This is a genomic window from Paenibacillus sp. FSL R7-0128, from assembly GCF_038002245.1.
GTDB lineage: Bacteria > Bacillota > Bacilli > Paenibacillales > Paenibacillaceae > Paenibacillus_AQ > Paenibacillus_AQ silagei.
Genome location: NZ_JBBOCD010000001.1, coordinates 7,234,906 through 7,258,158, shown reverse-complemented (window position 1 = coordinate 7,258,158; position 23,253 = coordinate 7,234,906). Strand labels below are relative to the sequence as shown.

The following is a 23,253-nucleotide window of genomic DNA, read 5'->3' as shown; positions in this document are numbered from 1 at the left end:
TTATATACTCTTCCATTTATCCGCTATCCGTATATTGATTTATAACTTAAGATAGACCCTGAAACGACGCTGATACTATAACCAGTGAAGAGGTCAACTATGGATCAAATGGGAATCCACTATAATATCTGGATCGTTTTACTATCCTATACGCTAGCTGCCGCAGCAGCGTACTCCGCGCTTAATCTGATTTCACAGGTTTCCCATTCCGCGGGCCGGGTCAGACGTCTCTGGCTGCTCTCAGGTGCCTGTGTCCTTGGCGGCGGGATCTGGGCCATGCATTTTGTCGGCATTATGGCCAGCCGCCTGCCGTTCAAGGTCAGCTACCATCCGGTGATGGCTGCCGTGTCCCTGCTTATTATTATGTCCTCCTGCTATGCAACCCTTCAACTGGTTACGGCTCCCCGCCAGAGAAGCTGGCGACTTCTTGCGGGCGGCGGCATACTCGGCAGCGGCATCTCGTTCATGCATTATGCCGGAATGTCCTCGATGGAGATGGAGGCCAAGATTCATTACAGGGCAATGGATCAGGCTGTATCGGTACTGATTGCCCTTGCTGCTTCTTACATCGGAGTTCTAATGCTCCGCAGATTCAAGGATCATACAGGCTTCAACCGCTGGAAGCTGTATTCGGCTCTATTCATCGCCCTGGCGGTTACCGGTATGCATTATACGAGTCTGAGAGCAAGCGACCTGCATAGTTACAGCTGGCAGGCGCCCGCCCCGATGCTGATGGAGACCGATGTGGTTCTGCTGACAGGGATTTCACTGGTTACCCTGTTCGTGCTGGCAGTCTCCGGCGGGACTGTTTTTCTGGACAGGGATGTATTGGAGCGCATGGCCTATCATGACCCGCTCACCGAGCTACCGAACCGGCATGGTCTGGAGCGCTACTTCAAGGATGATTTCTTCGGCGGGATCTCCGGCGCCGTGTTTTTTGTTGACCTGGACCGCTTCAAATCGATTAATGATACGCTGGGCCATGATATTGGAGACTTGCTGCTGTGTGAAGTGTCTGCCAGGCTGACCTGCTGCGTGGGCGGGAAGGGGAAGGTGTTCCGGCTTGGCGGGGATGAATTCCTGATTGCGCTGCCGGATTGCACCGCCGTGGCGGCGGAGGAAGTAGCACAGCATATCCTTCAGGAGCTCAAGAAGTCTTACAGCATTGAAGGTAACGAATTGTACGTAACTGCGAGTGTGGGAATCAGCATGACTCCGGCGCACGGCACCGACCGTTCGGCGCTAATGAAGGCGGCCGATACGGCGCTCTATACCTCCAAGGATTCAGGTAAGAACAAATTCAGTGTGTTCGATCTGGAGATGAACCGTCATCAGGTCCGGCGGATGTCACTGGAGAAGGATCTGCGCAAGGCGCTGGCCCGCTCGGAATTCATGGTGGTCTACCAGCCCAAATGGGATTCGCTGCTGAATGTCACCGTGGGGCTTGAAGCGCTGCTGCGCTGGAGACATCCGGAGCATGGCGTCATCTCTCCGGGAGAGTTCATTCCGATCGCCGAGGAGACCGGCCTGATTGTCCCTATTACATACTGGATGCTGCATGAGGTGTGCGGACAGAATATGCTCTGGCATCAGGCGAAGGTTGCCAGTGTAGCGGTCTCGATTAATATGTCGGCGCGGATGTTTGAAGGCGGAAGCCTGTATGAGGTAGTGGAAGAGGCGTTGTCGCGTTCGGGCCTTGCGCCTCATTTCCTTGAACTGGAGATTACCGAGTCGATTGCGATGAACAATATGGAAGAGACGGTTGCCCAGCTCTCCAAGCTGCGGGATCTCGGTGTGCGGGTGTCCCTGGATGATTTCGGAACCGGTTTCTCTTCGCTTGGCAATCTGGATGAGATTCCAGTGAATACCCTGAAGATTGATCAGGTCTTCATCCGCAAGAGCAAGATGCATTCCAAGAAAGCGATCATCAGCAACATCATTGCCATTGCCAGCAATCTGAACATGGAGGTTGTGGCTGAGGGCGTGGAGACTACGGAGCAGATTGAACTGCTGCAATCATTGGGCTGCAGCGTGATGCAGGGCTACTACTACGGCCGTCCGATGCCGGTTAACGAATTAGGCCAATGGTTCATTGAGAATACGGCATAATGCTCCTGGTTGCTGTTGCACGCAAAAGGCTGTCCTGGATGTGGAGGGGTGTTCCACATCAGGGCAGCCTTTTTAGCTACTTAGGAAATGTATGCGAAAAACAGGCATGACAAGACAGAGGCCTTGTCACCCCCAGGAATGAAAATAAGTCGGGTGCATCAGTCGCATCCCGACTTTTATTTTCGTATTAAACCGAATACAATGGGTGCTGATATGCCGAGAGAAGGGCCCCATGCTCTAAAGCCAGTAACATTTATAGAGAAATCTTGCAAGAAGTGCAACAATACTGCCCCACAGAAGCGGTCTATGCCGAAATCCTGCACGAAATGCAACAAAGTCAGCATTAACTTGCCCTCTGCCCCGGAATTTGTGCAAATAATGCAACATTGTACCCGTATCCAGTAACCTTTATAAAGGAATCCTGCAAAATGTGCAACAATACAAGCGGCGGGTGAGAGAAGGCAGCAGCATCCTTCACCCGCGGGGTGATTTTATTCTGAAAAATGTATGAGACTTCGGTCTAGATTTTGAAATTCTCGACCAATACCTGCAGCTTCTCTGCCAGGGAGGAGAGGAATGCGGCGGAGGATTCGACCTCCTGCATGGCGGCAAGCTGCTCTTGAGACGAGGCGGACAAGGTCTCGGCGCCCTCGGCCGTCTGATTGGAGACCGCTACGATCTTCTGGATCGAAGCGACAAGTCCGTCAGAGAGCAGGGCCAGTTCACGCACGGTGGCTGAGATCTGCTGGCTATGTGCAGACATATCGGAGACGGACGACTCAATCTCGGAGAAGGAATGGCCGGCCGCTATAATCATTTCTTTGCCGTGATGCATTTCTTCCGTAGAGTGCCTCATCGTCTCTCCGGCCTTGTCCATCTGCTGGACAATCAGACTAACCAGCTCACCGATCTGGCGGGCAGATCCGGCAGATCGCTCGGCCAGCTTGCGTACTGAGCCTGCCACAACAGCGAAGCCGCGGCCCTCTTCTCCGGCCCGTGCGGCTTCAATTGCCGCATTGAGGGATAACAGGTTCGTCTCCTCGGCAATACTGGCAATAGTGCCGACAATATTCTCAATCTCTTTGGAATGGCTGCCCAGCGTCTCAATAATGCCGGAGAGATCCGAGATGCTCGCACCTACAATGGCCATCTGGGAGGTGGTCGAGTCCATAGATTCTCGGCCTGTCCGGGCCTTCTGGGAGTTGATGGCTGCCTGGTTCATTGCGCTGTCGGCATTGCCTGCAATTTCAGTAATGAAATGCGACATATCCTGCACGGCCTTGAAGCTGCCTTCCAAATTCTGCAGCTGGGTGTGTGCCCCGTCGGCCAGATCCAGAGTGACATTAACGCTGTGTTCTCCGGCCCGGTTGGTCTCCTGGGCGCTGGCGGACAGCTCCTGGGAAGAAGAGGCAACCAGCATGGACGTATCGTTAACCTGTGTGATCAAGTCACGCAGATTCAGGGTCATCGCATTGAAGTCGCGGGCAAGCTCGCCGATCTCGTCCTTGGCTGTGAAGAGCAGCGGTTCCCGGGTCAGATCGCCTTGGGCTACCGTGTTCACGGATGCGGACAGCTTGGTGAGAGGGCTGACCATCCGGCGGATCAGCAGATAAGCGGCGAGAATCGCAATAATCAGAATGGAGCTGCCGATCAGGAAGGGCTGGGTGATGATATCCATGGTCCGGGATTGAATTAAGGGGCCGTCGAAGTTAATCGCCATTAATGCAATGATGGGTTTGGTAGGGTCATGGTCCTGATAGATGGGGCCGTAGCCGGTTTTGAGGGAGGTGCCCTGATATGTATACACCTTCGAGTAGGCGGAGTGCTTCATCGTGGTAATCATTTCTTTATCTTCATCTGCGAAGTAGAAGGGGTCTCCAGCTTTGTAGCCGCGTTGTTTGAAGTTCTTGTCAGCGGCCAGCACCTTGCCGTCCAGTGATAGAATGAAGGCTTCTTTGAAAATAGGCTTGTGATCACTGATCCATCCGATGCGGTCTTCGATCGCAGTCAGCTTGCTGGTATCGCCGGCAGCCAGAGCGGTTATGTCGGCAGGATCGATAAGACCGGTTGTTATATTCGCGCAGCCTACCAATTCAATGCCTGCAGCTTCATCGATCTGCTTGTAAGCCGCATGATAACCGAAGAAGCCTATGGATGAACCAACCAGTAGCAATACAATCAGCATCATCCATGTTAATTTTGTTGCCAATTTCATAACAAATATCACCAGCCCTGACTCTAAAAGATTAAGTGAATTATGGGGTTCACTGCTACGATTATAGCGCATACGCTGCGGTTTGAGCAGACGTCAGAAAAAAGAATTTTTGTGTCGGAAAATGATGGATTATGTATAAAAAATCATTGAAAAGTAGGCGCTTAATCCTATTTTAGTTTCAAAAAATACTGTATGTCGGACCCGTATAATGGTACGCTTGAAGCAGAACAAACGGACTGGGAGCTGAAGGGATGTCACAAGAAGTCAATCCTTTGATCGAACGTGTGGGATTATCCATGTGGAAGGTTCAGCGCAGAATCATGTCGCAGATGTCATTTCATAAGGAATTGGGCTTGACTGTGCCGCAATTCGGGCTGCTGCATATGATCTTTCAGGAGCAGCAGGCACGGGTGATTCAGCTGGCGGACAAGATGGAGGTGAAGTCCAGTGCAGTCACCGTCATGCTGGACCGGCTGGAGCTGCTGGAGCTGATCGCCCGCGTGACGGACGAGAATGACCGCAGAGCGGTAATCGTCACGATCACCGGCAAGGGACAAGAGGTGCTGGAAGAAGCACAGCGCCGGTCACTGCTGCTGCTGGAAGAGCATCTGGCCATTCTGGAGCCGGCAGAGCTGGAGAACTTCGCGGATTATTATCTCATGCTGGAGAATCAGGAGCGTTAACATAAGCATTACAAAGAGGCAGCGCTTCTCCCGTTACGGAGAGGCGCTGCCTCTTGTCTTGTCTAGTCCGGCTATTCTGCGGCAGGTTCTTTGTCCGGCAGCTGCGTGACGTAGCTGTCAGACAGCTGGCGCAGCCGCAGAGCGCGGTTGTATTCATCCTCGTTGCCGGCCGGAGCAGTACCTCCGGTCGCCAGCGGATATTGGGTATTATCCTCGAAGCTGTTGCCCGGAATCAGCAGGGCAGAGCTGGAAATGAAGGAGCCTGTAGGCAGGTAATACCGCTGCGGCAGCAGATTGTAGGACTGGCTGAGCAGATCCTGGCCGAAATAAATGTTGTTATCCATGGATACCCCCAGCAGGCTGGCAGCTGTAGGCATAATATCGATTTCTCCGCCTACCTGTGCAAGCTTCTGCGGAGCAATTCCTTCGCCATGGATAAGCAGCGGAATGTTGAGCATATTGGCGTAGCTGTAATCATATCCGTAGATTTCCTTCATTAGCTGCTTGTCGTCATGATCCAGCGAATAGATCGGCAGTCCCATATGGTCGCCGTAGACCATAACCAGACTGTTCTCCCATAATCCATTCGCCTTCAGTTCATCTACAAACTGTCCGAAGGCATAGTCCGCATAGTTCTGCGACCGGACATAATCGCCGACAAAGGTTCCTTCATACCGCTCAGGAAGCTTCATCTTGTGCTTTTCTTCAGGAATAGTGAATGGGTGATGCGCCGACATGGAGATGACCTGGGCATAGAACGGCTGGCCCGCATCGCTCATTTCCTTCAGCTTCTCCGAGGATTTACGGTAGAGCACCTCATCGGAAGCGCCGAAGAAGAAGGCATCCTCATCACCGAAGAACTGGTGATCGTAATACTTCTGCCAGCCGAGGGCCTTGTATAGCTCGCCCCGGTTCCAGAATTCCACTACATTGGTGTGGAACGTGGCCGTCTGATAGCCGTTGTCTCCCAGCAGACGGGGGAGACTCGGCAGCTGCTTGTCGATATAAGACATGGTGGCCGCACCCTGCGGAGGAATATAGAAGGACGAATTGACCACGAATTCCGCATCGGAGGTGTTGCCCTGGCCGACCATCTGATAGAAGTTCGTGAAGTACAGGCTCTCCTCCATCAGGCGGTTCAGGTTAGGGGTAACCTCCTGGCCGTCTATCTTGAGACCCATCAGGAAGCTCTGGAAGGACTCCAGCTGGATGATAATCAGATTCTTGCCCTTGGCGGCACCGGCATATGCCGAGACTGCTGAAGGGTCGATGCCCTTGAGCTGGTTAATTGTGCTCTGTGTGATTTCACTGGCCTGGACCAGCTCGGTTTTATCTTTGGCAAAGATCGTGTATGCTTCATAATTAAGGATGCCCATTTCCTGGGCCTTCTTGATCTCATTCATGCTCGCCTTATTCGGAAGAATATTGAACAGGCAGAGTCCGAGCGAGACCGCGAACAGTACGACATGCAGCGTCCGGCCGCTGCGCCGGTTGATCTGGTCTTTTTTATAATTGCGTCCGTTCTTGTTAATGAAGAAGTAGAAGCCCAGCACGATAATATCGGTGAAGATCAACAGATAATAAGGGTCCATCAATGAGAACACGCTGTTCTTGACGGCAGTGACCTGGTTCACCTGCTCGGCGGCATGGTAAGTGACAATGACCCCGTAATATTTGAAGTACATAATGGCGGCAAAAAAGATCGCGGTAACCAGCAGATTGACCGTCATGTAATAGCCGAGCTTCCGTCTGGAAGCAAAGCGCTCAATCAGGAAGAACAGGGCCCAGACAAAGGGCAGCTCCGTCAATACGGATTTCCAGAATTGCAAATCATCAAAGATTACACCCCAGGCCAGCAGGCTTTTGAACAGAAAAAGAATGGAAAAGAACACAAATGGCTTAAGGAGCCAGCGTTTCACAGTTTGGGATGACACAGCTTCGCCTTCTTTCTGAAGAATGAACAGGTTTCCCGGGTGATAGGAAACAGCAGCATGAGGACATAAGAATACCATTATCAATAGAACTTATTATGCAGTGCCAGGGAAGGAATGTCAAAAATCAGAAGCGGCCGTATACTCCCTGGAGCGCGCGTAAACTACGGCTAGAACGAACCCGGCGCAGGCCACTCCCTCAGGCGGGGGGATATCGGCGTTAAACGAAGAATATGAGCCTTACGCAGCGGAAGCTGGCGGAAATTATTGGAGGTGGGGACGGATGGAGCATACAGAAATCACACTGTCCGTGAGGGCGCTTGTGGAATTTGCCTACAGCAGCGGCAGTCTGGAGCCGGGCTTCCGCAGCGGAGCCTCCATGGCGGAGGGGACGCGCAGCCATCAGTTGATCCAGAAGCAATACAAGGAAGGGGACCGCAAGGAGGTCTATTTGAAGACCGGAATTGCTTACGGAGAGCTGCTGTTCCAGATTGACGGGCGCTGCGATGGACTGCTTACGGCAGAGGATGGGAGCCTGACAGTGGAGGAGATCAAGTCCATGGCCGGAATCCCGGACCCTGCGCTTGAAGGGAAGGAGGTACACTGGGCCCAGGCTTATATGTACGCTTACATGCTGGCAACGGATCTTGAGCTTCCCTGCATTCAGGTGAAGCTCACCTATGTGCAGCGGGGAAGCGAGGCACAGTACAGTCTCTACCGGGAGATGTCCCGTGAAGCGCTGACGGCCTTTGCGCTAGAGACAGTAAGCAGATATGCACCGTATGCCGAGATGATGGTCCGTTACAAGACGAAGAGAGGGGAGAGCATCACGAACCTGTCTTTTCCGTTCTCGGCTTACCGGCCCGGCCAGCGCCATTTCGCAGCTGCAGTCTACACCTCCATTGCTGAGGGGGCGAACCTCTTCGCCCAGGCACCGACAGGCATCGGCAAAACCATGTCCACTCTGTTCCCGGCGGTCAAAGCGCTGGGCGAAGGCAAGGTGGCTGGTATCTTCTATCTGACCGCCAAGACCGTTACACGGATCGCGGCGCAGGAGGCAGCCTCGATGCTGAACCGCCGGGGGCTGCATCTGCATGTCATTGCGCTGACGGCGAAGGAGAAGGCCTGCTTCCGGGAGGAAGGCATCTGCGGCACGGATTCCTGCGCGTATGCGGAGGGCTATTATGACAGGATTAACGGCGCGCTGATTGATATGCTGGAGCATGAGACGCTGATGACCCGGGAGACGATCGCCGGCTATGCCCATAAGCATCAGGTCTGCCCGTTTGAGTTCTCGCTGGATGCCGCCTATGCCTGCGATGTTGTTATCTGCGATTACAATTATATCTACGACCCGCGCATCAGTCTGAAGCGTATGTCCGAGGAGCGCAAGAAGAACACCGTGCTGCTGGTGGATGAAGCGCATAATCTGGTGGACCGGGGCCGGGAGATGTATTCTGCTTCGCTTACCAAGGCACCCTTCCTGGCGCTCAGCCGGACCTACAAAACGGCGAATCCCCGGCTCGGCACTGCCGCCAAAGCGGTGAACGCTTTCTTCATTGCGCTGCGTAAGATCTGCGGTGATAAGGGTGTGGGAGAGTGGGCGGCCTATCCGGAGGAGCTGCCGGAGCTGCTGGAGAACTTCGCAGCCGAAGCGGAGCTGGAGCTGCTGAATTCCTCTTCCCCGGTAAGTTCTGTGCAGACGGAGGAGGACGGGGTGGATAGCCTGCTGGATACCTATTACGCAGTACAGGGGATGCTTCGCACCTTCAAAACCTACGATGAACGCTACATTACCTATGCCGAGGTGCGCAGCGGAGATGTGTATCTGAAGCTGTTCAATCTCGATCCGTCGCATTTGCTGCAGCAAATGGGCAAGAGCTTTCGCAGCCAGATTCTGTTCTCTGCGACCCTCTCGCCGCTCTCGTACTACAGGGACATGATCGGTGCAGGCGAGGAGGACTACAGTCTGAGCCTGGCCTCACCTTTTCACAAAGAGCAGTGGCAGGTGTCTGTCCTGCCGGTATCCACCCGGTTTCATGACCGGGAGGCTTCCTTGCAGCCGCTTAGTAATGCTCTTAGAGGCATGGTCTCGAAGAAGGGCAACTACCTGGTCTTCTTTCCCTCTTATCTGTACTTGAGGAATGTCTATGAGGTGTTCACTGAGAAGTACCCTGAAGTCTCTACGCTGCTGCAGGGCAGCGGGATGAGCGAGCCGGAGCGGGAGGGCTTCCTGGCGGCCTTCCGCCCGGATAACCCGGAGCCGCTGCTTGGCTTTGCCGTGCTGGGCGGTATTTTCTCCGAAGGGGTGGATCTGCCCGGCGACCGGTTGAACGGGGTAATGGTGGTGGGGGTCGGACTCCCGCAGGTGGGTCTGGAGCGCAATCTGCTCCGGAGCTATTTCCAGTCACAGGGCAAGAACGGCTTCGATTATGCTTATATCTACCCTGGCATGTGCAAGGTTCAGCAGGCTGGAGGACGGCTGATCCGCAGTGAGAGCGACAGCGGGGTCATTGTGCTCGCAGACGACCGCTTCATGCAGCCTTCCTACCGGCAGCTGCTTCCAGAGGAGTGGCGGGACTACTCTGTGTTGACCTAAGCGGGTATAATCTACTGAAAAGGCATTCACCAGACAACTCAGGAGGTAATGACATGACACTTAATATCGGACTTGTTGGAACAGGCTGGTTCTCCAAGGTACATGCGGATTTGCTGGCGGGCATGGAGGATGTGTCGCTGAAGGCGGTCTGCGGCAGCAGCAAGCTTAAGGGAGAAGAGATGGCCCGCCCTTACGGGGCCGAAGGCTACGGGGAGATTACCGAGATGCTGGACAGCCACAAGCTGGATGCCGTCTACATCTGTGTGCCGCCACAGTCGCACGGGGCGATTGAGCGGGCACTGATCCGCAGGGATATCCCCTTTTTCATCGAGAAGCCGCTAGGCTCAAGTACGGCCATTCCGGCCAGTCTGCTGGAGGATATCAAGCAGCATCAGCTGCTGACCTCGGTAGGCTATCATTTCCGCTATCAGGAGAATATCCAGCGGCTGAAGCAGACGCTTGCCGGAGACAAGGTAGGGATGATTACCGGAGAATGGATGGGCGGAATGCCCGGCGTGGCGTGGTGGCGCAATCAGGAGCAGTCCGGCGGGCAATTCACGGAGCAGACGACGCATATCGTTGACCTGCTGCGTTATCTGGCCGGTGAGGTGACAGAGGTCTACGGCATGTTCGGCAACCGGATTATGCATGAGAAGCATGAAGGGGTGACCGTAGCCGATGTAGGCACCGTGTCGCTGAAGCTTGCCAGCGGCATTATCGCCAGCATCTCCAATACCTGTGTGCTGCCAGGAGAGGTGAACAAGGCTGGAATCAGCTTCTATAATGACAACGGCATGCTTGACTGGAACCCGGAGCGTCTGCTCGAAGTCCGCAGCGGGGACAGCAAGGAATACAAGAATACGGGCAACCCTTACGCTGTAGAGAGCGAGGCATTCCTGTACGCTGTCCGCACTGGAGACCGCTCCCGTATTCTCAGCGATTATGAGGACGGGTACAAGACGCTGAAGGTAACCTGTGCCGCGTATGAATCCGCCCAGAGCGGATTGCCTGTGAAGCTGTAGGACTCTGTCTTAGGGGCAGGGAGCTGCTTAATGAATGAACACTGCGATCAGTGCGGGTGCCAGCCCAATGGAGAACAGCGCCGCCAGAATCATTGAGATACTGGAGATGGTGCCGGTCAGCGAGCTAAGCTCGAAGGCCTTGGAGGTGCCGGTGCCATGCGCTGCGGTGCCCAGCGACACTCCGCGCGCCACTTCATTCTCAATGTGGAAGAGGCGCAGCACCGAGGGCCCCATCATCGTTCCAAGCACACCCGTGAGAATGACGAAGACTGCGGTGATGCTGGGAACTCCGCCGATGCTCTGCGAGATGCTCATGGCAATCGGCGTAGTTACCGAACGGGGGACCAGGCTGGTGGCGAGATCTCCGCTCAGGTGCATTAATTTGGCCAGCAGCATGGAAGACAGTACAGCCGTTACCGTTCCTGACAGCACGCCTGCCGCAATTTCGGCGGCGTGCTTTTTGAGTAGCTTGAAGTTCTTGTGCAGCGGAATCGCAAAGGCGATTGTCGCCGGCTGCAGCAGGTCTGACAGCCATTTGCCGCCTGCATTGTAGGATTCATAGGAGCTGCCTGTGATCAGCAGGAAGCCGATGATTACCAGCGGGGTGATGATCAGCGGAGAGGCGTACATTTTGCCGCTGGCCGCATAAATCCGTTTGGTTATAAGATATACTGTGATGGTAAGTCCAAGGAATAATAGTCCGGTCATCATGAGCTTCTACGCTCCTTTACTTTATAGATCATCCCTGTCAACAGACCTGAGCTGGCCATGACAGCAAAGGTGCCCACGAGCACAACAGCCAGTACCTGCAGGCCGAAGGATTCCAGCAGCTTCGAGTAGTTCATGACCCCGATAGCCGAGGGAATGAAGAACAGCAGCAGCTCAGCCAGCAGCCATGAAGCTCCTGCCTCCACCCAGTTCAGACGGATCACGCCGGATTCGAGCAGCAGGAATAATAGAATCATCCCGATAATGCTTCCGGGAAGCGGAATATGCAGTAGTGAGGTTAATCCGTTAACGAGCAGGGAGAACACGGTTAGTCCGGCCACCTGCAGTAAGCCTAAGGCAATCTTTTTCATCATGATTACCTCCTTTCATCTCTTACTGAAATTTTACATCTAATTCTTTCATAGGTACAATGAATGGATTGAATAGCTCGCATTCTAATTGTCTATGCATGGAGGTTACCTAATGGATATCAGACAGCTGGAGTATTTCGTGCAGGCCGCCAGGCTGAACAGCTTCTCCAGAGCCGCAGAATCGCTGTATATCACCCAGCCGACCATCAGTAAGATGGTCCGCAATCTGGAGACGGAGCTGGGGGCCGACCTGTTCTACCGCGAGGGCCGGAGCATCCGTCTGACGGATGCGGGAGAGCTGCTGCTCGTCAAGGCGCAGAACATTGTAGAGTCCTTTGCCAGCCTCTCCTCCGAGCTGGACAGCCTGCGCAATCTGAAGCAGGGGCATATCCGTATCGGACTTCCGCCCATGGTTGGAGCCAGCTTCTTCCCGGCGGTCATCGGGGAATTCCACCGCAAGTATCCCGAGGTGACGATCCGGCTGCATGAGGACGGAGCGAAGAAAGTGGAGGATGACGTAGAGTCCGGCCTGCTCGATATCGGGGCGATTGTACTGCCGGTGGACCCGGCCAGATTCCACTGCTTTACCTTTGTGGAGGAGAAGCTGGAATTGCTGGTTCCCGCAGGCCACCGTCTGGACGGAGCGCAGCAGGTGCCGCTGAGAGAGCTGGCCGAGGAGGAGTTCGTCCTGTTCCGGGAGGACTTCGCCCTCCATGACCGGATTATCTCGGAATGTGTCAAAGCTGGCTTTCAGCCCAAGGTGGTCTATGAAAGCTCCCAGTGGGATTTGATCAGCCGGATGGTCGCCGCCGGAATGGGCATTGCGCTGCTGCCGGAGACCATCTGCCGGGATATCGACCGTTCGCGGATTGCGGTGATTTCCCTGACCGAGCCGGTGATTCCCTGGCAGCTGGGCATGATCTGGCGCAAGGACCGCTATTTGTCCTTTGCCGCCAGGGAGTGGATTGCTTTTGCGATGAATGTACTAGGAGAGCGGTATTCGCGGCCGGAGCCTCCGGAGGATATATAAATAACAGAGCTTATTTATACTTCCGCCGACATTTTTTTCTTTTTTTGCAAATTTTGTTTTTTGGCATCATGATTTATGATAGGGGAGAAGTTGATAGAGAGAAGGTGAGTAACCGTGAACCTTTACCAGAATTCTCCTGATGTTAGCGGCCGGGATTACAGAGAAGATGAGCTGTTCCTTACTATAGAGAATTTAAGAAGCGAGCTGCTGGAGGTGGCCCGGGAACGGAGTCTGAGCGACCATGCAGTGCTGGAGCTTAGCCAGCGGCTGGACGGATATATTGTGATGGCCCAGAACCTGATGATGGAGAGCCTGCGCAGCCGCAAGAATGGAGCCGCGCCTTACGGCAAGAATAAGAAGAGCCAGCGGATCAGGAATCAGGCGGCTCTGCAGCAATAATCTATAATACATCCGAGCATCTGACGGTGTTTGTTAATTATGGTCCTACTAAATGTGGGGCCATTTTGTTGTGCTTTTCATAGTGTTGTCCTATAATGGCAATTAATAGAAGGATAACCTGAATGATGGATAGGGAGGTGCCGGGTGGAGGCGAAGCTGACTACATTACGTACGGAAATCGAGAAGAGTCTGTCCCGCTCGGGCCATAATCTTGCCTCATTTGCCAAAGTCTCCGGCCTGAACCGCGGCAGTCTCAGCGCCATTCTTCACGGCAATCCGCCGAAGCCCATCTCGCTGGGACAGCTCGATGCCATGATCCGGGCCTTCGGCTTCCCGGAAGGCTGGCTGTATCCGCTGTATGTGGATGAGTGCTTCAGTGAAGAGCGGATCTCACGCCGCCGTATCGAGCCCTTCCTGGTTAAATGTGCCGAGATGGGCAAGCAGCAATGCATTGAAGAGGTCTTAAGGCGGATTATGGAATATCAGCGGCCGCTGGATATCATCTACAGGGTGGCAGAGAGGCTATTCTGCAGCGGCAAAGTACAGGAGTCCATCGTGTTCTACAAGCTGATTGTAGACCATGAACAAGATAGCTATTCCGAGCGTATGGCGATTAGCCAGTACCGTATCTTCATGTCTTTGCAATCCACTCCGGATGTGGATATGGAGCAGAAGCTGCGCGCCGTAATCAGCTTCGAGCCGTATCGTGGGCTGCTTCCCGAGGAGATGCAGCTGGACGGGCTGCTGAAGCTGGCGAAGGTATGCTTCGCGCTGCACCGCTGGAAGGATGTGGAGAAATTCGCTGATGAGCTGAGGGCATTAGCAAGCGGAATCTACCGCGAGGAGCTGCGCCGCAGCAAGGGGAAGAGGGCAGAGGCCTTTCAGGCAGAACGTCCGCTGGTGGTCTATTACGGGCACGGTTATCTGATGAAGGCATCGGCGCTTACCAAGCAGGGAGAATATCAGCAGGCCAAGAAATATACCGCCGGCTATGCGGACCTGGGATGGTTCGAGATGCTGGATGATGAGGGGCGCAGCAGTGTGGACAGCTTCAAGCTGTTTGCCACGGCCAACGGGTTCACGCTGGAGATTCTGATGGGCAACATCTCTGTATTGCCGTCCTATATCGCTTTCTTGTCCGAGCATCCCGGCGAGATTCTGTCCGGCATGGTGATCATTATGGAGTCGGCCAACCGCTTCGGGTTCTCCGCTGATGCGGTGATGTCGCGCTTTTCCCGGGAGATGCTGCGCTTTGAACAATTCCAGGATACGATCAATGTAGACCGGGTGTACCGTCTCTATTATCAGATTGCGATCTACCATATCTCCCGCAAGCAATATGCCAAGGGAATAGACTATATCATTCATTGTCTGCGTCTGACCATCAGGCTGAACAGCGGCAAGGACTTTATTAATTGTGTAACCTTATTTGAACTGAACAGAGACTATGCCTCGGATACCCAGCAGAATGCGTACCGGGAGCTGATCAGGGAGGTGAGAGCACATGAAGAGATCACTGTTGACGACGGTCAGCGTTTTGGTATTGTTTAGCTTCATTCTTGCGGGTATAGGAACAGATCAGAAGTCCAAGACCAGAGGGTTTACCGCTGTTGAACACGGAGTGGAATTTTAGAGCAGATTAGAGCAGTTAATTGTATAGCTTGAAGAGACTCCCCGGCCCTCTGTGTCGCGGGAGCGTTTGTGCGTGATAATGTGAAATATATTACATAGTAAGGGCGTAATCAGGAATTGACAAATTGCAGGCACGAAAATATAATTAGGTAGCCTAATTAATACATGGTTTAATTATTTGTAGACCTAACTAAAATGGGGTGGAAGCATTGGGATAAATCGCGAAGGTGAAAACTCAGTCGGACACAAGCTTTTCTCTGCACTTCGGAAGCTGCGCAAAGGGCATTGGCATCACTCAGTGGAGGGGCATAAGCCAAGTGAGATGACTTTATTGATATGTATTGCACGGGCGTCGCATGCTTCAGATCTGGGACTTAAGGTGTCGGAGATCAGCCGCTTCCTGGGACTGACTCCGCCAACAGTAACCCAGCTGATTAACAGTCTTGAAGCCAAGCAGATGGTAGAACGGCAGGCTGATCCGTCTGACCGGAGGGTAGTGCGCATCAAGTTGACCGAACAGGGGAAAATTATTACCCGCAGGGCCAGGGACCATATGGACGCCACACTTAACAGGATGGTGGAGTATTTAGGTGAGGAAGAATCTGATCAACTGGCGGAACTGCTGCTGAAAGTCTATGCCTTTATGGAGGATAATCCTCCGCCTAATCTAGACCGGTTACAAATGAACGGAGATGAGAAGCATGATTAAATTAATGAAACAACTGAAGCCCTTCCGCTTGGCCATCGCAGGGGTACTGATTCTGGTATTCCTGCAGTCCATGGGCGATCTGTATCTTCCCACCTTGATGAGTAACATTATCGACAAAGGGATTGTGGAAGGTGACCAGCCGTATATCTGGAGAATTGGCGGCTTCATGCTGCTGGTGGCGGCTGGAGGTGTGCTATGCTCTATTATTGCCAGCTATCTGTCAGCCAGAGTGGCGGCAGGCTTCGGAAAGAATACCCGTTCACGGGTGTTCAATCATGTGGAGAACTTTACGCTCCATGAATTCGACAAGCTGGGCACGGCCTCATTGATTACACGTACCACTAATGATATTACACAGGTTCAGACGGTACTGACTATGATGCTCCGCATGATGGTCGGTGCTCCGATGATGATGATCGGCGGGATTATTATGGCGGTGTCGGAGGACGCCAAGCTCTCGCTGATCTTTGTAGTGGTGATTCCGCTGCTGGTGGGAGCAATATTTTTCATCGGAATGAAGGGTCTGCCGCTGTTCAAGGCGATTCAGATCAAGCTGGACAAATTAAATCTGGTGCTGCGCGAGCATCTGACCGGTATCCGCGTCATCCGCTCCTTCAACCGGATTGAGCATGAGAACCGTCGCTTCAGCCTGGCCAACGCAGATCTTACGGATACTGCAATCAAAGTCAACAAGGTAATGGCGGGCCTGATGCCGCTGATGATGATCGTCATGAACTTCTCGATGATTGCCATTCTGTATTACGGCGGAATCCGCATTGGCGATGGGGATCTGAAGGTTGGCTCCCTGATGGCATTCATTCAGTATGCAATGCAGATTATGTTCTCGCTGATCATGGTGTCGATGATGTTCGTGCTGATTCCAAGAGCTTCTGCCTCAGCACTGCGCATTAATGAAGTGTTAGATATGCAGCCAGAGATTAAGGACCCTACCTCTGCAGAACTGAAGACTACGGCTACAGCTACACAGGAGGACGGCCGTGACGGATTGCGCGGGTATGTGGAGTTCGACAATGTATCCTTCGCTTATCCGGGTGCAGAGCAGGCAGCCTTGTCGGGAATTACCTTCAGTGCGCGCCCCGGTGAGATTACCGCCATTATCGGCGGAACCGGGTCAGGCAAGTCCACGCTGCTGAACATGATTCCGAGATTCTATGATGCCATAGAAGGTACGGTAAGTGTGGACGGTGTGGATGTGCGCCAGATGACGCAGGAGGAATTACGGGGCAAGATTGGTTATATTCCGCAAAAAGCCGTGCTGTTCACCGGTACCATCAACGAGAATATCCGTTACGGCAAAGAGGATGCTACCGAGGAGGAGATTCTTCATGCCGCCAAGGTGGCACAGGCCTATGACTTTGTCACAGCGATGAAGGAAGGCTTCGATTCAAGCATCTCCCAGGGGGGCGGTAACGTCTCCGGCGGCCAGAAGCAGCGTCTGTCGATAGCCCGTGCCCTCGTCCGCAAGCCGGAGGTATATCTGTTCGATGACAGCTTCTCCGCACTGGACTTCAAGACCGATGCCAAGCTGCGTGCCGCGCTCAAGGAGGAGACTACGGAATCTACTGTCCTTATCGTCGCACAGCGGGTAAGCACGGTAATGGATGCAGACCGGATTATCGTACTGGATGAAGGTCAAATTGTCGGTATGGGCACGCACCGCGAGCTGCTGGACAACAATGAGGTGTACCGCGAGATCGTATCCTCGCAGCTGTCAGAGGAGGAAATAGCATGAGTGAGCAGAACAAAGCAATGAAGCCGCCCGCCCGCAGACACGGCGGATTCGGCCCCGGCCCGGGCGGACCCGGCATGGGTATGCCTCCCGAGAAGGCGAAGGATTTCAAGGGCACCCTGCGCCGCCTGATCCGGTATTTGCGCCCGCGCCAGGTACAGCTGATTATCGTATTCGTAATGGCGATTGCCAGTACCGTATTCAGTATTTTCAGCCCCAAGGTGATGGGTAAGGCAACGACCAAGCTTTTCGAAGGCGCTTATGGCAAGATGATGGGCGTGCCTGGGGCGGCGATTGATTTTGGCTATGTGAATGATATTCTGATCCTGCTGGCAGGCCTGTATCTGTTCAGCGCGCTGTTCAGTTATATCCAGCAGTATGTCATGGCCGGTGTGGCGCAGAAGGTCGTATACGACATGCGCGAGCAGATCAACAGCAAGCTGGAGCGGCTGCCGCTGAAATATTTCGATTCCCGGACCCACGGGGAGATTCTTAGCCGGGCGACCAATGATGTGGACAACATCAGTACCACCCTGCAGCAGAGCTTAACCCAGCTGATCACCTCTATTGTGACGATTGTCGGGGTTATTGTGATGATGCTGACGATCAGCCCGTGGCTAACCCTGATTACGATCGTAACGCTGCCGCTGAGCTTCGTGGTGATTATGCTGATCACCAAGCGCTCCCAGACCTATTTCGTCGGACAGCAGAAATCGCTGGGCCAGCTGAATGGTCATGTGGAGGAGATGTATACCGGGCACCGGATCATCAAGGCTTTTGGACGGGAGAAGAATTCCCTGAAGGACTTCAATGCCATCAATGAGGATCTGTATAACTCCGGCTGGCGCTCCCAGTTCATCTCCGGGATTATTATGCCGCTGATGATGTTCATCGGGAACCTGGGGTATGTGCTGGTATGTGTGGTCGGCGGGATCTTCGTGACCAAAAAAGCGATCGACGTCGGTGACATCCAGGCATTCATCCAGTATTCGCGCCAGTTCACCATGCCGATTACGCAGACTGCCAATATTGCCAATATCATTCAGTCCACCATCGCTTCGGCAGAACGTGTATTTGAACTGCTGGATGAGGACGAGGAAGTCCCTGAAGTGGCTGCTACACTGGCGAAACGTTCAGCAGCTGCAGAAGAGGGCTCTGTGGAATTCCGGCACGTGCAGTTCGGCTACAAGCCGGGTGCACTCCTGATTGAAGACATGAACATCGAGGTCAGTCCGGGACAGACCATTGCGATTGTAGGACCAACCGGAGCCGGTAAAACCACACTGATCAACCTGCTCATGCGCTTCTATGAGATCAGCGGCGGGGAAATTGTGATCGACGGTGTGAACATCACCGATATGAGGCGCAGCGAGCTGCGCAGCAAATTCGGTATGGTGCTTCAGGATACCTGGCTGTTCAACGGGACCATCCGCGATAATATCGCTTACGGCCGGGAAGGGGCTTCGGAGGCTGATGTGGTGCGGGCAGCCAAGGCTGCGCATGCCGATCACTTCATCCGTACGCTGCCGCTCGGGTATGACACGATTCTGAATGAAGAGGCCTCGAACATCTCCCAGGGTCAAAAGCAGCTGCTTACCATCGCCCGGGCGATTCTGGCCGATCCGTCCATCCTCATTCTGGATGAAGCAACCAGCAGCGTAGATACGCGGACAGAGGTGCAGATCCAGAAGGCGATGAACACGCTGATGCACGGCAGAACCAGCTTCGTGATCGCTCACCGCCTGTCCACCATCAAGGACGCCGATCTGATCCTGGTGATGAACCAGGGTAGCGTCATTGAGAAGGGCACCCATGTGGAACTGCTGGAAGCGGGCGGCTTCTATGCCGATCTCTATAACAGCCAGTTCTCCGGTGATGACCTGCCGGACGCAGGCTGATCTGAATAGAACAGTTACCTGAATATAGCCGGCTGTAGACCACAGCCAAGTATAACCAGCGTTCATGCAGAGCGTCTTCGGACATTCTCTGTATGAACGCTTTTTTTATAAAAACCGAATACAATGCAACTCACACATCAACTCACCACTTACCTATGCCACTACTCGACTCCAACAACCTAACCTTTCCTGCATAAAATACAACTTTTTCCGCGTCCAATTGGCCTTAATCTCAAATTGTTGTACAGAAGGCAGCATTCCCCCTTCTTCCATAAGCTACTAATAAAAATTCCTGCATTTTATACAGCATTCCTCGAATTATCAGCTTATCTGTGAGCGGAAGTTGCAATTCCTGCAACATTTCTGTCTGCGGATTCAAAAGCAGGTCTAAATCGAATTCTCCAGATAATACTAGAGAGAGTGTCTACGATTACCCGTTATTAGCAGCATTGAGTCAGCTGTTTCCGGGCAGCAGCGGCAGTCATCACTCTAGTTTTTCAACATTTCAGAAAAAAGATTTGCTTAAAATTTTCGGGGTATATATGATAAGGATATCAAAATGACCCGCGGCTCATTTTTTGAAATATAAGAATTTATATGTTTCGCGCTATAAATTATCCTTATATTTCTCGCTGAAACGGTGTCGTCCTTTAAAAGGACAGCACAGCCGTTTCTACTTGGGCGGACGGATAGGAGAGAGGATGAAAGGTATGTCGGGCTACGGAAAATGGGTAGCAGGGAGCAAGACCAAATGGATCACTCTGCTGGTATGGGTTGCACTGGTCGGGGTGCTTACGATGCTATGGCCATCAGTGAATTCACAGGTTGCTAACAATGCCTCCAATCTGCCGGAGGATTCACAATCGGTGCGGGCATCGGTCGTTGCTGAGAGAGAATTTCCGGCCGGAAGCGGAGTGCCGGCACTGCTCGTATGGCATCGTGACGGAGGAATCGCGGAGGAGGATCTCGTACATATAACAGCAGTATACAGCAAGCTTGAGCAGCAGCCTCTTATGCATCAGAACTTCGTTCCTCCGCTGGGCAAGCTGCCGCCGCAGGCGCTGCAGGCGTCCTTGTCGGAGGACCGGAGCACGCTGGTCACCCCTGTGCTGTTCGACAAGACGGCGGACAGCGACCAGCTGGGAGAGTCGCTGAAGAGCCTGAAGGAGCTGGTCCGGACGGAGACGGGGACTGACCCGTCTGCCGCCAAGCCGGACAGCGGAGACTTGAGCCTGCGCGTATCCGGCCCGGTCGGAATCTCGGTAGATGCTACAGGGCTGTTCAAGAATGCCGATGTGTCGCTGCTGATTGCCACTGTCATTCTGGTGCTGGTCTTCCTGCTGCTGATCTACCGTTCACCGATTCTGGCGCTGATTCCGCTGGTTGCTGTAGGCTTCGCTTATGGCGTAACCAGCCCGGTGCTTGGCCTGATGGCCAGGGAAGGCTGGATTACAGTGGATTCGCAGGCGGTCTCGATCATGACGGTGCTGCTCTTCGGGGCAGGGACAGACTATTGCCTGTTCCTGATCTCGCGCTTCCGTCAGATGCTGAAGGTGGAGGAGAATAAGGGGCGCGCACTGCTGAGCGCCATTTCCCACTCCTCCGGGGCGATTGCGATGAGCGGCTTCACCGTGGTGCTGGCCCTCTTCGCTCTGCTGCTGGCCAAATACGGCGCGTACCACCGGTTTGCAGTGCCGTTCAGCGTCTCCATTCTGATTATGGGAGTAGCCAGTCTGACCCTGGTTCCGGCCTTGCTGGCGATCTTCGGGCGGACCTCCTTCTTCCCGTTCGTGCCGCGCACCCCGCAGATGGAGGCGGAGCGCGCCCGGGCCAAGGGCAGACCGGTGCCGCAGCCGCAGCCTGCCCGCCGTAAAGGAATCGGATATCTGGTGATTTCCCGCCCGTGGGCCATTGTCGGAATTACCGTAGTACTTCTGGGAGTGCTGGCCTCATTCTCCAGCGGAATTAAGTTCACCTATGATATTCTGTCGTCATTCCCGAAGACTATGGAGTCGCGGGAAGGCTTCGACCTGATTGGCGAGCAATTCTCCCCCGGTGAGCTGGCGCCCGCCAAGCTGATGGTTGATACGGAAGGGTTATCCGGCGGAGAAGACCTGAAATCCGTGCTGAGCAGCCTGTCCTACGTGGATGTGGTCTCAGACCCGCAGCAGGGGGCCGTCAACCCGAAGATTACCGCCTATGATATCGAGTTCAAGGACAATCCGTATTCGATTGAGGCGATGGACCATATCCCGGCACTTCAGGCTACGGTTGAGTCGGCCCTGACGGAATCCGGGATTGAGAACGCGCAGGATAAGGTATGGATCAGCGGCCAGACCGCTACCCAGCACGATACCAAGGAGCTTGGGGAACGTGACACCGATCTGATCATCCCGGTCGTTATCGGCTTGATTACGGTGCTGCTGCTGGTCTATCTCAGATCTGTCGTAGCCACAGTCTATCTGGTGGGGACAGTAATTCTATCATTCTTCTCGGCACTGGGCCTGGGCTGGATCATCATTCATTACGTGCTCGGAGCAGATGCGATTCAAGGGGCCATTCCGCTATATTCCTTCGTCTTCCTGGTAGCGCTCGGGGAGGATTACAACATCTTCATGATCTCGAATATCTGGAAAAAGCGGAAGCATATGCCGCTGAAGCAGGCGATTGCAGAAGGTGTGAATGAGACCGGCTCGGTCATTACCTCCGCCGGATTAATCCTGGCCGGTACTTTCGCCGTGCTGGCAAGCCTACCTATTCAGGTGCTGGTCCAGTTCGGCATCATCACTGCGATCGGTGTCCTGCTGGATACCTTCGTGGTCCGTCCCTTCCTGGTACCGGCTATTACTGTTCTCTTCGGACGTCTGGCCTTCTGGCCGGGTAAGCATCAGGAAGTAAGTGAAGCCTCTGCTTCGGATACACAGCGGTAAGGAGTAGTTAGTTCTACAATTTTCTGAAAAAACAACAAAGAAATCGCCCTTTCGGGAAAATGGAAGATCCATCAACCATCCCGAAAGGAGCGATTTTTTTGCTGTTGCCAGCGAATCTCTATTAAAGGGAGAAGCCCTTCTTTTGAGCTGAGCTAGTCAGCCTGGACATCCGGAGTACGGCTGTGCAGCAGCTCGTACTTGTCGAGCGAGGAGCCGACAATGGCTTCGTTCCGGCCGGCACCGCGGTGCGAGTCCCGGAAGGCGGGACTTGAGGTCCAGCCGTTCAGCGCTTCCTCATTCTCCCAGACGGTGCTGATCTTCAGCTCCTCCACGCCTTCCTTGGGAGCGCCGCGCCACACCTCCATGCGGATGAAGCCGGGGATGCTCTGCACCCCGTTATCTGCGCTGAACCGTGAGGCCAGCGCTTCACCATGTCCTTCCTTGATCTTAATCGTATTGGTAACTACCAGCATGCCAAGTCCTCCTTGTAGGGCTGTACGTAATGTCTGTCTTTGTTGTACGTAATGTCTGTCGTTATTGCGGATTCGTGGTCCAGATGCCTGCTGTTTTCAGGAAAACGCGGTCAGGCAGCTTAAGTGCAGCGAGCGTCAGCTCGGCCACATCCTCCGGCTGCATCATCCGGTCCTCGTCCCCGATCTTAAGACCCGCATCGGCAGCAAGGCCTGTATTCACTGTGCTTGGGGTCAGCGCTACGACACGGATATTATGCTTACGCACCTCCATCGCCAGCGACTCCGTCATGCCCATGAGCGCAAACTTGGAAGCACAGTAGGCTGAGCCTGTAGCGAAGCCGCGTTCTCCTGCGGTGGAGGAGATATTGATAATATTGCCGCTCGAACGCTCGATCATCGCAGGCAGTGCCGCGCGGGTCACATAATAGGCCCCGAACAGGTTGATCTGCATATGCCGTTCCCAGTCCGCCGGGTCCATCTCCAGAAACGTGCCGAACTGGGCGATCCCGGCATTGTTAATAAGCGCGTCGAAGGGGCCGAGGTCCTTCTGCAGGGCCACTACCGCCCGCTCCGCTTCTTCACGTACGGCAATATCGGCTACAGCGATACTGACCTTGATGTCGTACACCTCGGTCAGCGCCGCCTTCAGCGCCTCCAGATCCGCCGAGGTTCTGGAGATCAGCCCCAGGTTGGCGCCTTCCTTAGCCAGCCCCATAGCGAGCGCCTTGCCGATTCCCTTGCCTGCACCTGTAATGACAATACTGGTTCCTCTCAAATCCATAACCTGTCGTCAC

The 23,253-nt window shown here is 53.9% G+C and carries 17 protein-coding genes; 11 read left to right on the top strand and 6 right to left on the bottom strand.

Going from position 1 to position 23,253, the window contains the following annotated elements; genetic code table 11:
* Window positions 1–99: 99 nt before the first annotated feature.
* Window positions 100–2,109 (top strand): putative bifunctional diguanylate cyclase/phosphodiesterase, encoded by a 2,010-nt coding sequence (locus NST26_RS31065; protein WP_340980614.1) that lies wholly within the window; start codon window positions 100–102, stop codon window positions 2,107–2,109.
* 520 nt (window positions 2,110–2,629) lie between these two features.
* Here the strand turns inward: NST26_RS31065 and NST26_RS31060 are convergent.
* Entirely contained in the window at window positions 2,630–4,324 is a 1,695-nt protein-coding gene (locus tag NST26_RS31060) for a methyl-accepting chemotaxis protein (RefSeq protein ID WP_036728235.1), read from the bottom strand.
* A gap of 251 nt (window positions 4,325–4,575) precedes the next feature.
* On the opposite strand from NST26_RS31060, the gene NST26_RS31055 reads away from it, so the two are divergent.
* Window positions 4,576–5,007, top strand: coding sequence for a MarR family winged helix-turn-helix transcriptional regulator (locus NST26_RS31055; RefSeq protein WP_051478265.1), 432 nt, complete (start codon window positions 4,576–4,578; stop codon window positions 5,005–5,007).
* Window positions 5,008–5,078: 71 nt separating this feature from the next.
* Here NST26_RS31055 and NST26_RS31050 read toward each other — a convergent pair whose 3' ends face one another.
* A complete protein-coding gene (locus NST26_RS31050) occupies window positions 5,079–6,941 on the bottom strand; it encodes an LTA synthase family protein (RefSeq protein WP_445323353.1) in 1,863 nt (620 codons plus the stop codon).
* 280 nt (window positions 6,942–7,221) lie between these two features.
* Between NST26_RS31050 and NST26_RS31045 the strand changes: the two genes are divergently transcribed.
* Together NST26_RS31045 and NST26_RS31040 are read left to right on the top strand one after the other, a co-directional pair.
* Entirely contained in the window at window positions 7,222–9,537 is a 2,316-nt protein-coding gene (locus NST26_RS31045; protein WP_340980612.1) for an ATP-dependent DNA helicase, read from the top strand.
* Between the two features lie 53 nt (window positions 9,538–9,590).
* Window positions 9,591–10,559: a Gfo/Idh/MocA family protein gene (locus NST26_RS31040; RefSeq protein ID WP_076159248.1), complete on the top strand. Its 969-nt coding sequence runs from the start codon at window positions 9,591–9,593 to the stop codon at window positions 10,557–10,559.
* A 27-nt stretch (window positions 10,560–10,586) separates the two neighbouring features.
* Here NST26_RS31040 and NST26_RS31035 read toward each other — a convergent pair whose 3' ends face one another.
* Window positions 10,587–11,267, bottom strand: a complete 681-nt coding sequence (locus NST26_RS31035) for a CidB/LrgB family autolysis modulator (protein ID WP_036728354.1) — start codon at window positions 11,265–11,267, stop codon at window positions 10,587–10,589.
* A complete protein-coding gene (locus NST26_RS31030) occupies window positions 11,267–11,638 on the bottom strand; it encodes a CidA/LrgA family protein (RefSeq protein ID WP_036728241.1) in 372 nt (123 codons plus the stop codon). Before NST26_RS31030 ends, NST26_RS31035 begins: the two co-directional genes overlap by 1 nt.
* A 112-nt stretch (window positions 11,639–11,750) precedes the next feature.
* Here NST26_RS31030 and cidR point away from each other — a divergent pair, with 112 nt between their 5' ends.
* The 7 genes from cidR (at window position 11,751) to NST26_RS30995 (ending at window position 21,986) form a co-directional block, all read left to right on the top strand.
* Window positions 11,751–12,668, top strand: coding sequence for a cidABC operon transcriptional activator CidR (gene cidR, locus NST26_RS31025; protein WP_209868560.1), 918 nt, complete (start codon window positions 11,751–11,753; stop codon window positions 12,666–12,668).
* 114 nt (window positions 12,669–12,782) lie between these two features.
* Window positions 12,783–13,067: an aspartyl-phosphate phosphatase Spo0E family protein gene (locus NST26_RS31020; protein ID WP_036728248.1), complete on the top strand. Its 285-nt coding sequence runs from the start codon at window positions 12,783–12,785 to the stop codon at window positions 13,065–13,067.
* A gap of 144 nt (window positions 13,068–13,211) precedes the next feature.
* Window positions 13,212–14,618 carry a hypothetical protein gene (locus NST26_RS31015; protein WP_036728250.1) on the top strand — a complete coding sequence of 469 codons (1,407 nt, stop codon included), beginning with the start codon at window positions 13,212–13,214 and terminating at the stop codon, window positions 14,616–14,618.
* A gap of 403 nt (window positions 14,619–15,021) precedes the next feature.
* Window positions 15,022–15,408, top strand: a complete 387-nt coding sequence (locus NST26_RS31010) for a MarR family winged helix-turn-helix transcriptional regulator (RefSeq protein WP_051478267.1) — start codon at window positions 15,022–15,024, stop codon at window positions 15,406–15,408.
* Window positions 15,401–17,161, top strand: coding sequence for an ABC transporter ATP-binding protein (locus NST26_RS31005; RefSeq protein WP_036728255.1), 1,761 nt, complete (start codon window positions 15,401–15,403; stop codon window positions 17,159–17,161). The genes NST26_RS31010 and NST26_RS31005 overlap by 8 nt, the downstream gene beginning before the upstream one ends.
* Window positions 17,158–19,056: an ABC transporter ATP-binding protein gene (locus NST26_RS31000; protein ID WP_340980610.1), complete on the top strand. Its 1,899-nt coding sequence runs from the start codon at window positions 17,158–17,160 to the stop codon at window positions 19,054–19,056. Before NST26_RS31005 ends, NST26_RS31000 begins: the two co-directional genes overlap by 4 nt.
* 701 nt (window positions 19,057–19,757) lie before the next feature.
* A complete protein-coding gene (locus tag NST26_RS30995; protein WP_340957475.1) occupies window positions 19,758–21,986 on the top strand; it encodes an MMPL family transporter in 2,229 nt (742 codons plus the stop codon).
* Between the two features lie 152 nt (window positions 21,987–22,138).
* Here the strand turns inward: NST26_RS30995 and NST26_RS30990 are convergent, their stop codons facing one another.
* Together NST26_RS30990 and NST26_RS30985 are read right to left on the bottom strand one after the other, a co-directional pair.
* Window positions 22,139–22,459: an antibiotic biosynthesis monooxygenase gene (locus NST26_RS30990; RefSeq protein WP_036728263.1), complete on the bottom strand. Its 321-nt coding sequence runs from the start codon at window positions 22,457–22,459 to the stop codon at window positions 22,139–22,141.
* Between the two features lie 61 nt (window positions 22,460–22,520).
* Window positions 22,521–23,240, bottom strand: a complete 720-nt coding sequence (locus NST26_RS30985; RefSeq protein ID WP_339251980.1) for a 3-ketoacyl-ACP reductase — start codon at window positions 23,238–23,240, stop codon at window positions 22,521–22,523.
* Window positions 23,241–23,253: the final 13 nt, after the last annotated feature.

Bases quoted from the DNA above. Each gene is read 5' to 3' on its own strand.
- NST26_RS31010 (WP_051478267.1), top strand. From the start codon at position 15,022: ATGACTTTATTGATATGTATTGCACGGGCGTCGCATGCTTCAGATCTG.
- NST26_RS31005 (WP_036728255.1), top strand. From the start codon at position 15,401: ATGATTAAATTAATGAAACAACTGAAGCCCTTCCGCTTGGCCATCGCA.
- NST26_RS31060 (WP_036728235.1), bottom strand. From the start codon at position 4,324: ATGAAATTGGCAACAAAATTAACATGGATGATGCTGATTGTATTGCTA.
- NST26_RS31030 (WP_036728241.1), bottom strand. From the start codon at position 11,638: ATGAAAAAGATTGCCTTAGGCTTACTGCAGGTGGCCGGACTAACCGTG.
- NST26_RS31040 (WP_076159248.1), top strand. From the start codon at position 9,591: ATGACACTTAATATCGGACTTGTTGGAACAGGCTGGTTCTCCAAGGTA.
- cidR (WP_209868560.1), top strand. From the start codon at position 11,751: ATGGATATCAGACAGCTGGAGTATTTCGTGCAGGCCGCCAGGCTGAAC.
- NST26_RS30985 (WP_339251980.1), bottom strand. From the start codon at position 23,240: ATGGATTTGAGAGGAACCAGTATTGTCATTACAGGTGCAGGCAAGGGA.
- NST26_RS30995 (WP_340957475.1), top strand. From the start codon at position 19,758: ATGAAAGGTATGTCGGGCTACGGAAAATGGGTAGCAGGGAGCAAGACC.
- NST26_RS31065 (WP_340980614.1), top strand. From the start codon at position 100: ATGGATCAAATGGGAATCCACTATAATATCTGGATCGTTTTACTATCC.
- NST26_RS31045 (WP_340980612.1), top strand. From the start codon at position 7,222: ATGGAGCATACAGAAATCACACTGTCCGTGAGGGCGCTTGTGGAATTT.
- NST26_RS31000 (WP_340980610.1), top strand. From the start codon at position 17,158: ATGAGTGAGCAGAACAAAGCAATGAAGCCGCCCGCCCGCAGACACGGC.
- NST26_RS30990 (WP_036728263.1), bottom strand. From the start codon at position 22,459: ATGCTGGTAGTTACCAATACGATTAAGATCAAGGAAGGACATGGTGAA.
- NST26_RS31035 (WP_036728354.1), bottom strand. From the start codon at position 11,267: ATGACCGGACTATTATTCCTTGGACTTACCATCACAGTATATCTTATA.
- NST26_RS31055 (WP_051478265.1), top strand. From the start codon at position 4,576: ATGTCACAAGAAGTCAATCCTTTGATCGAACGTGTGGGATTATCCATG.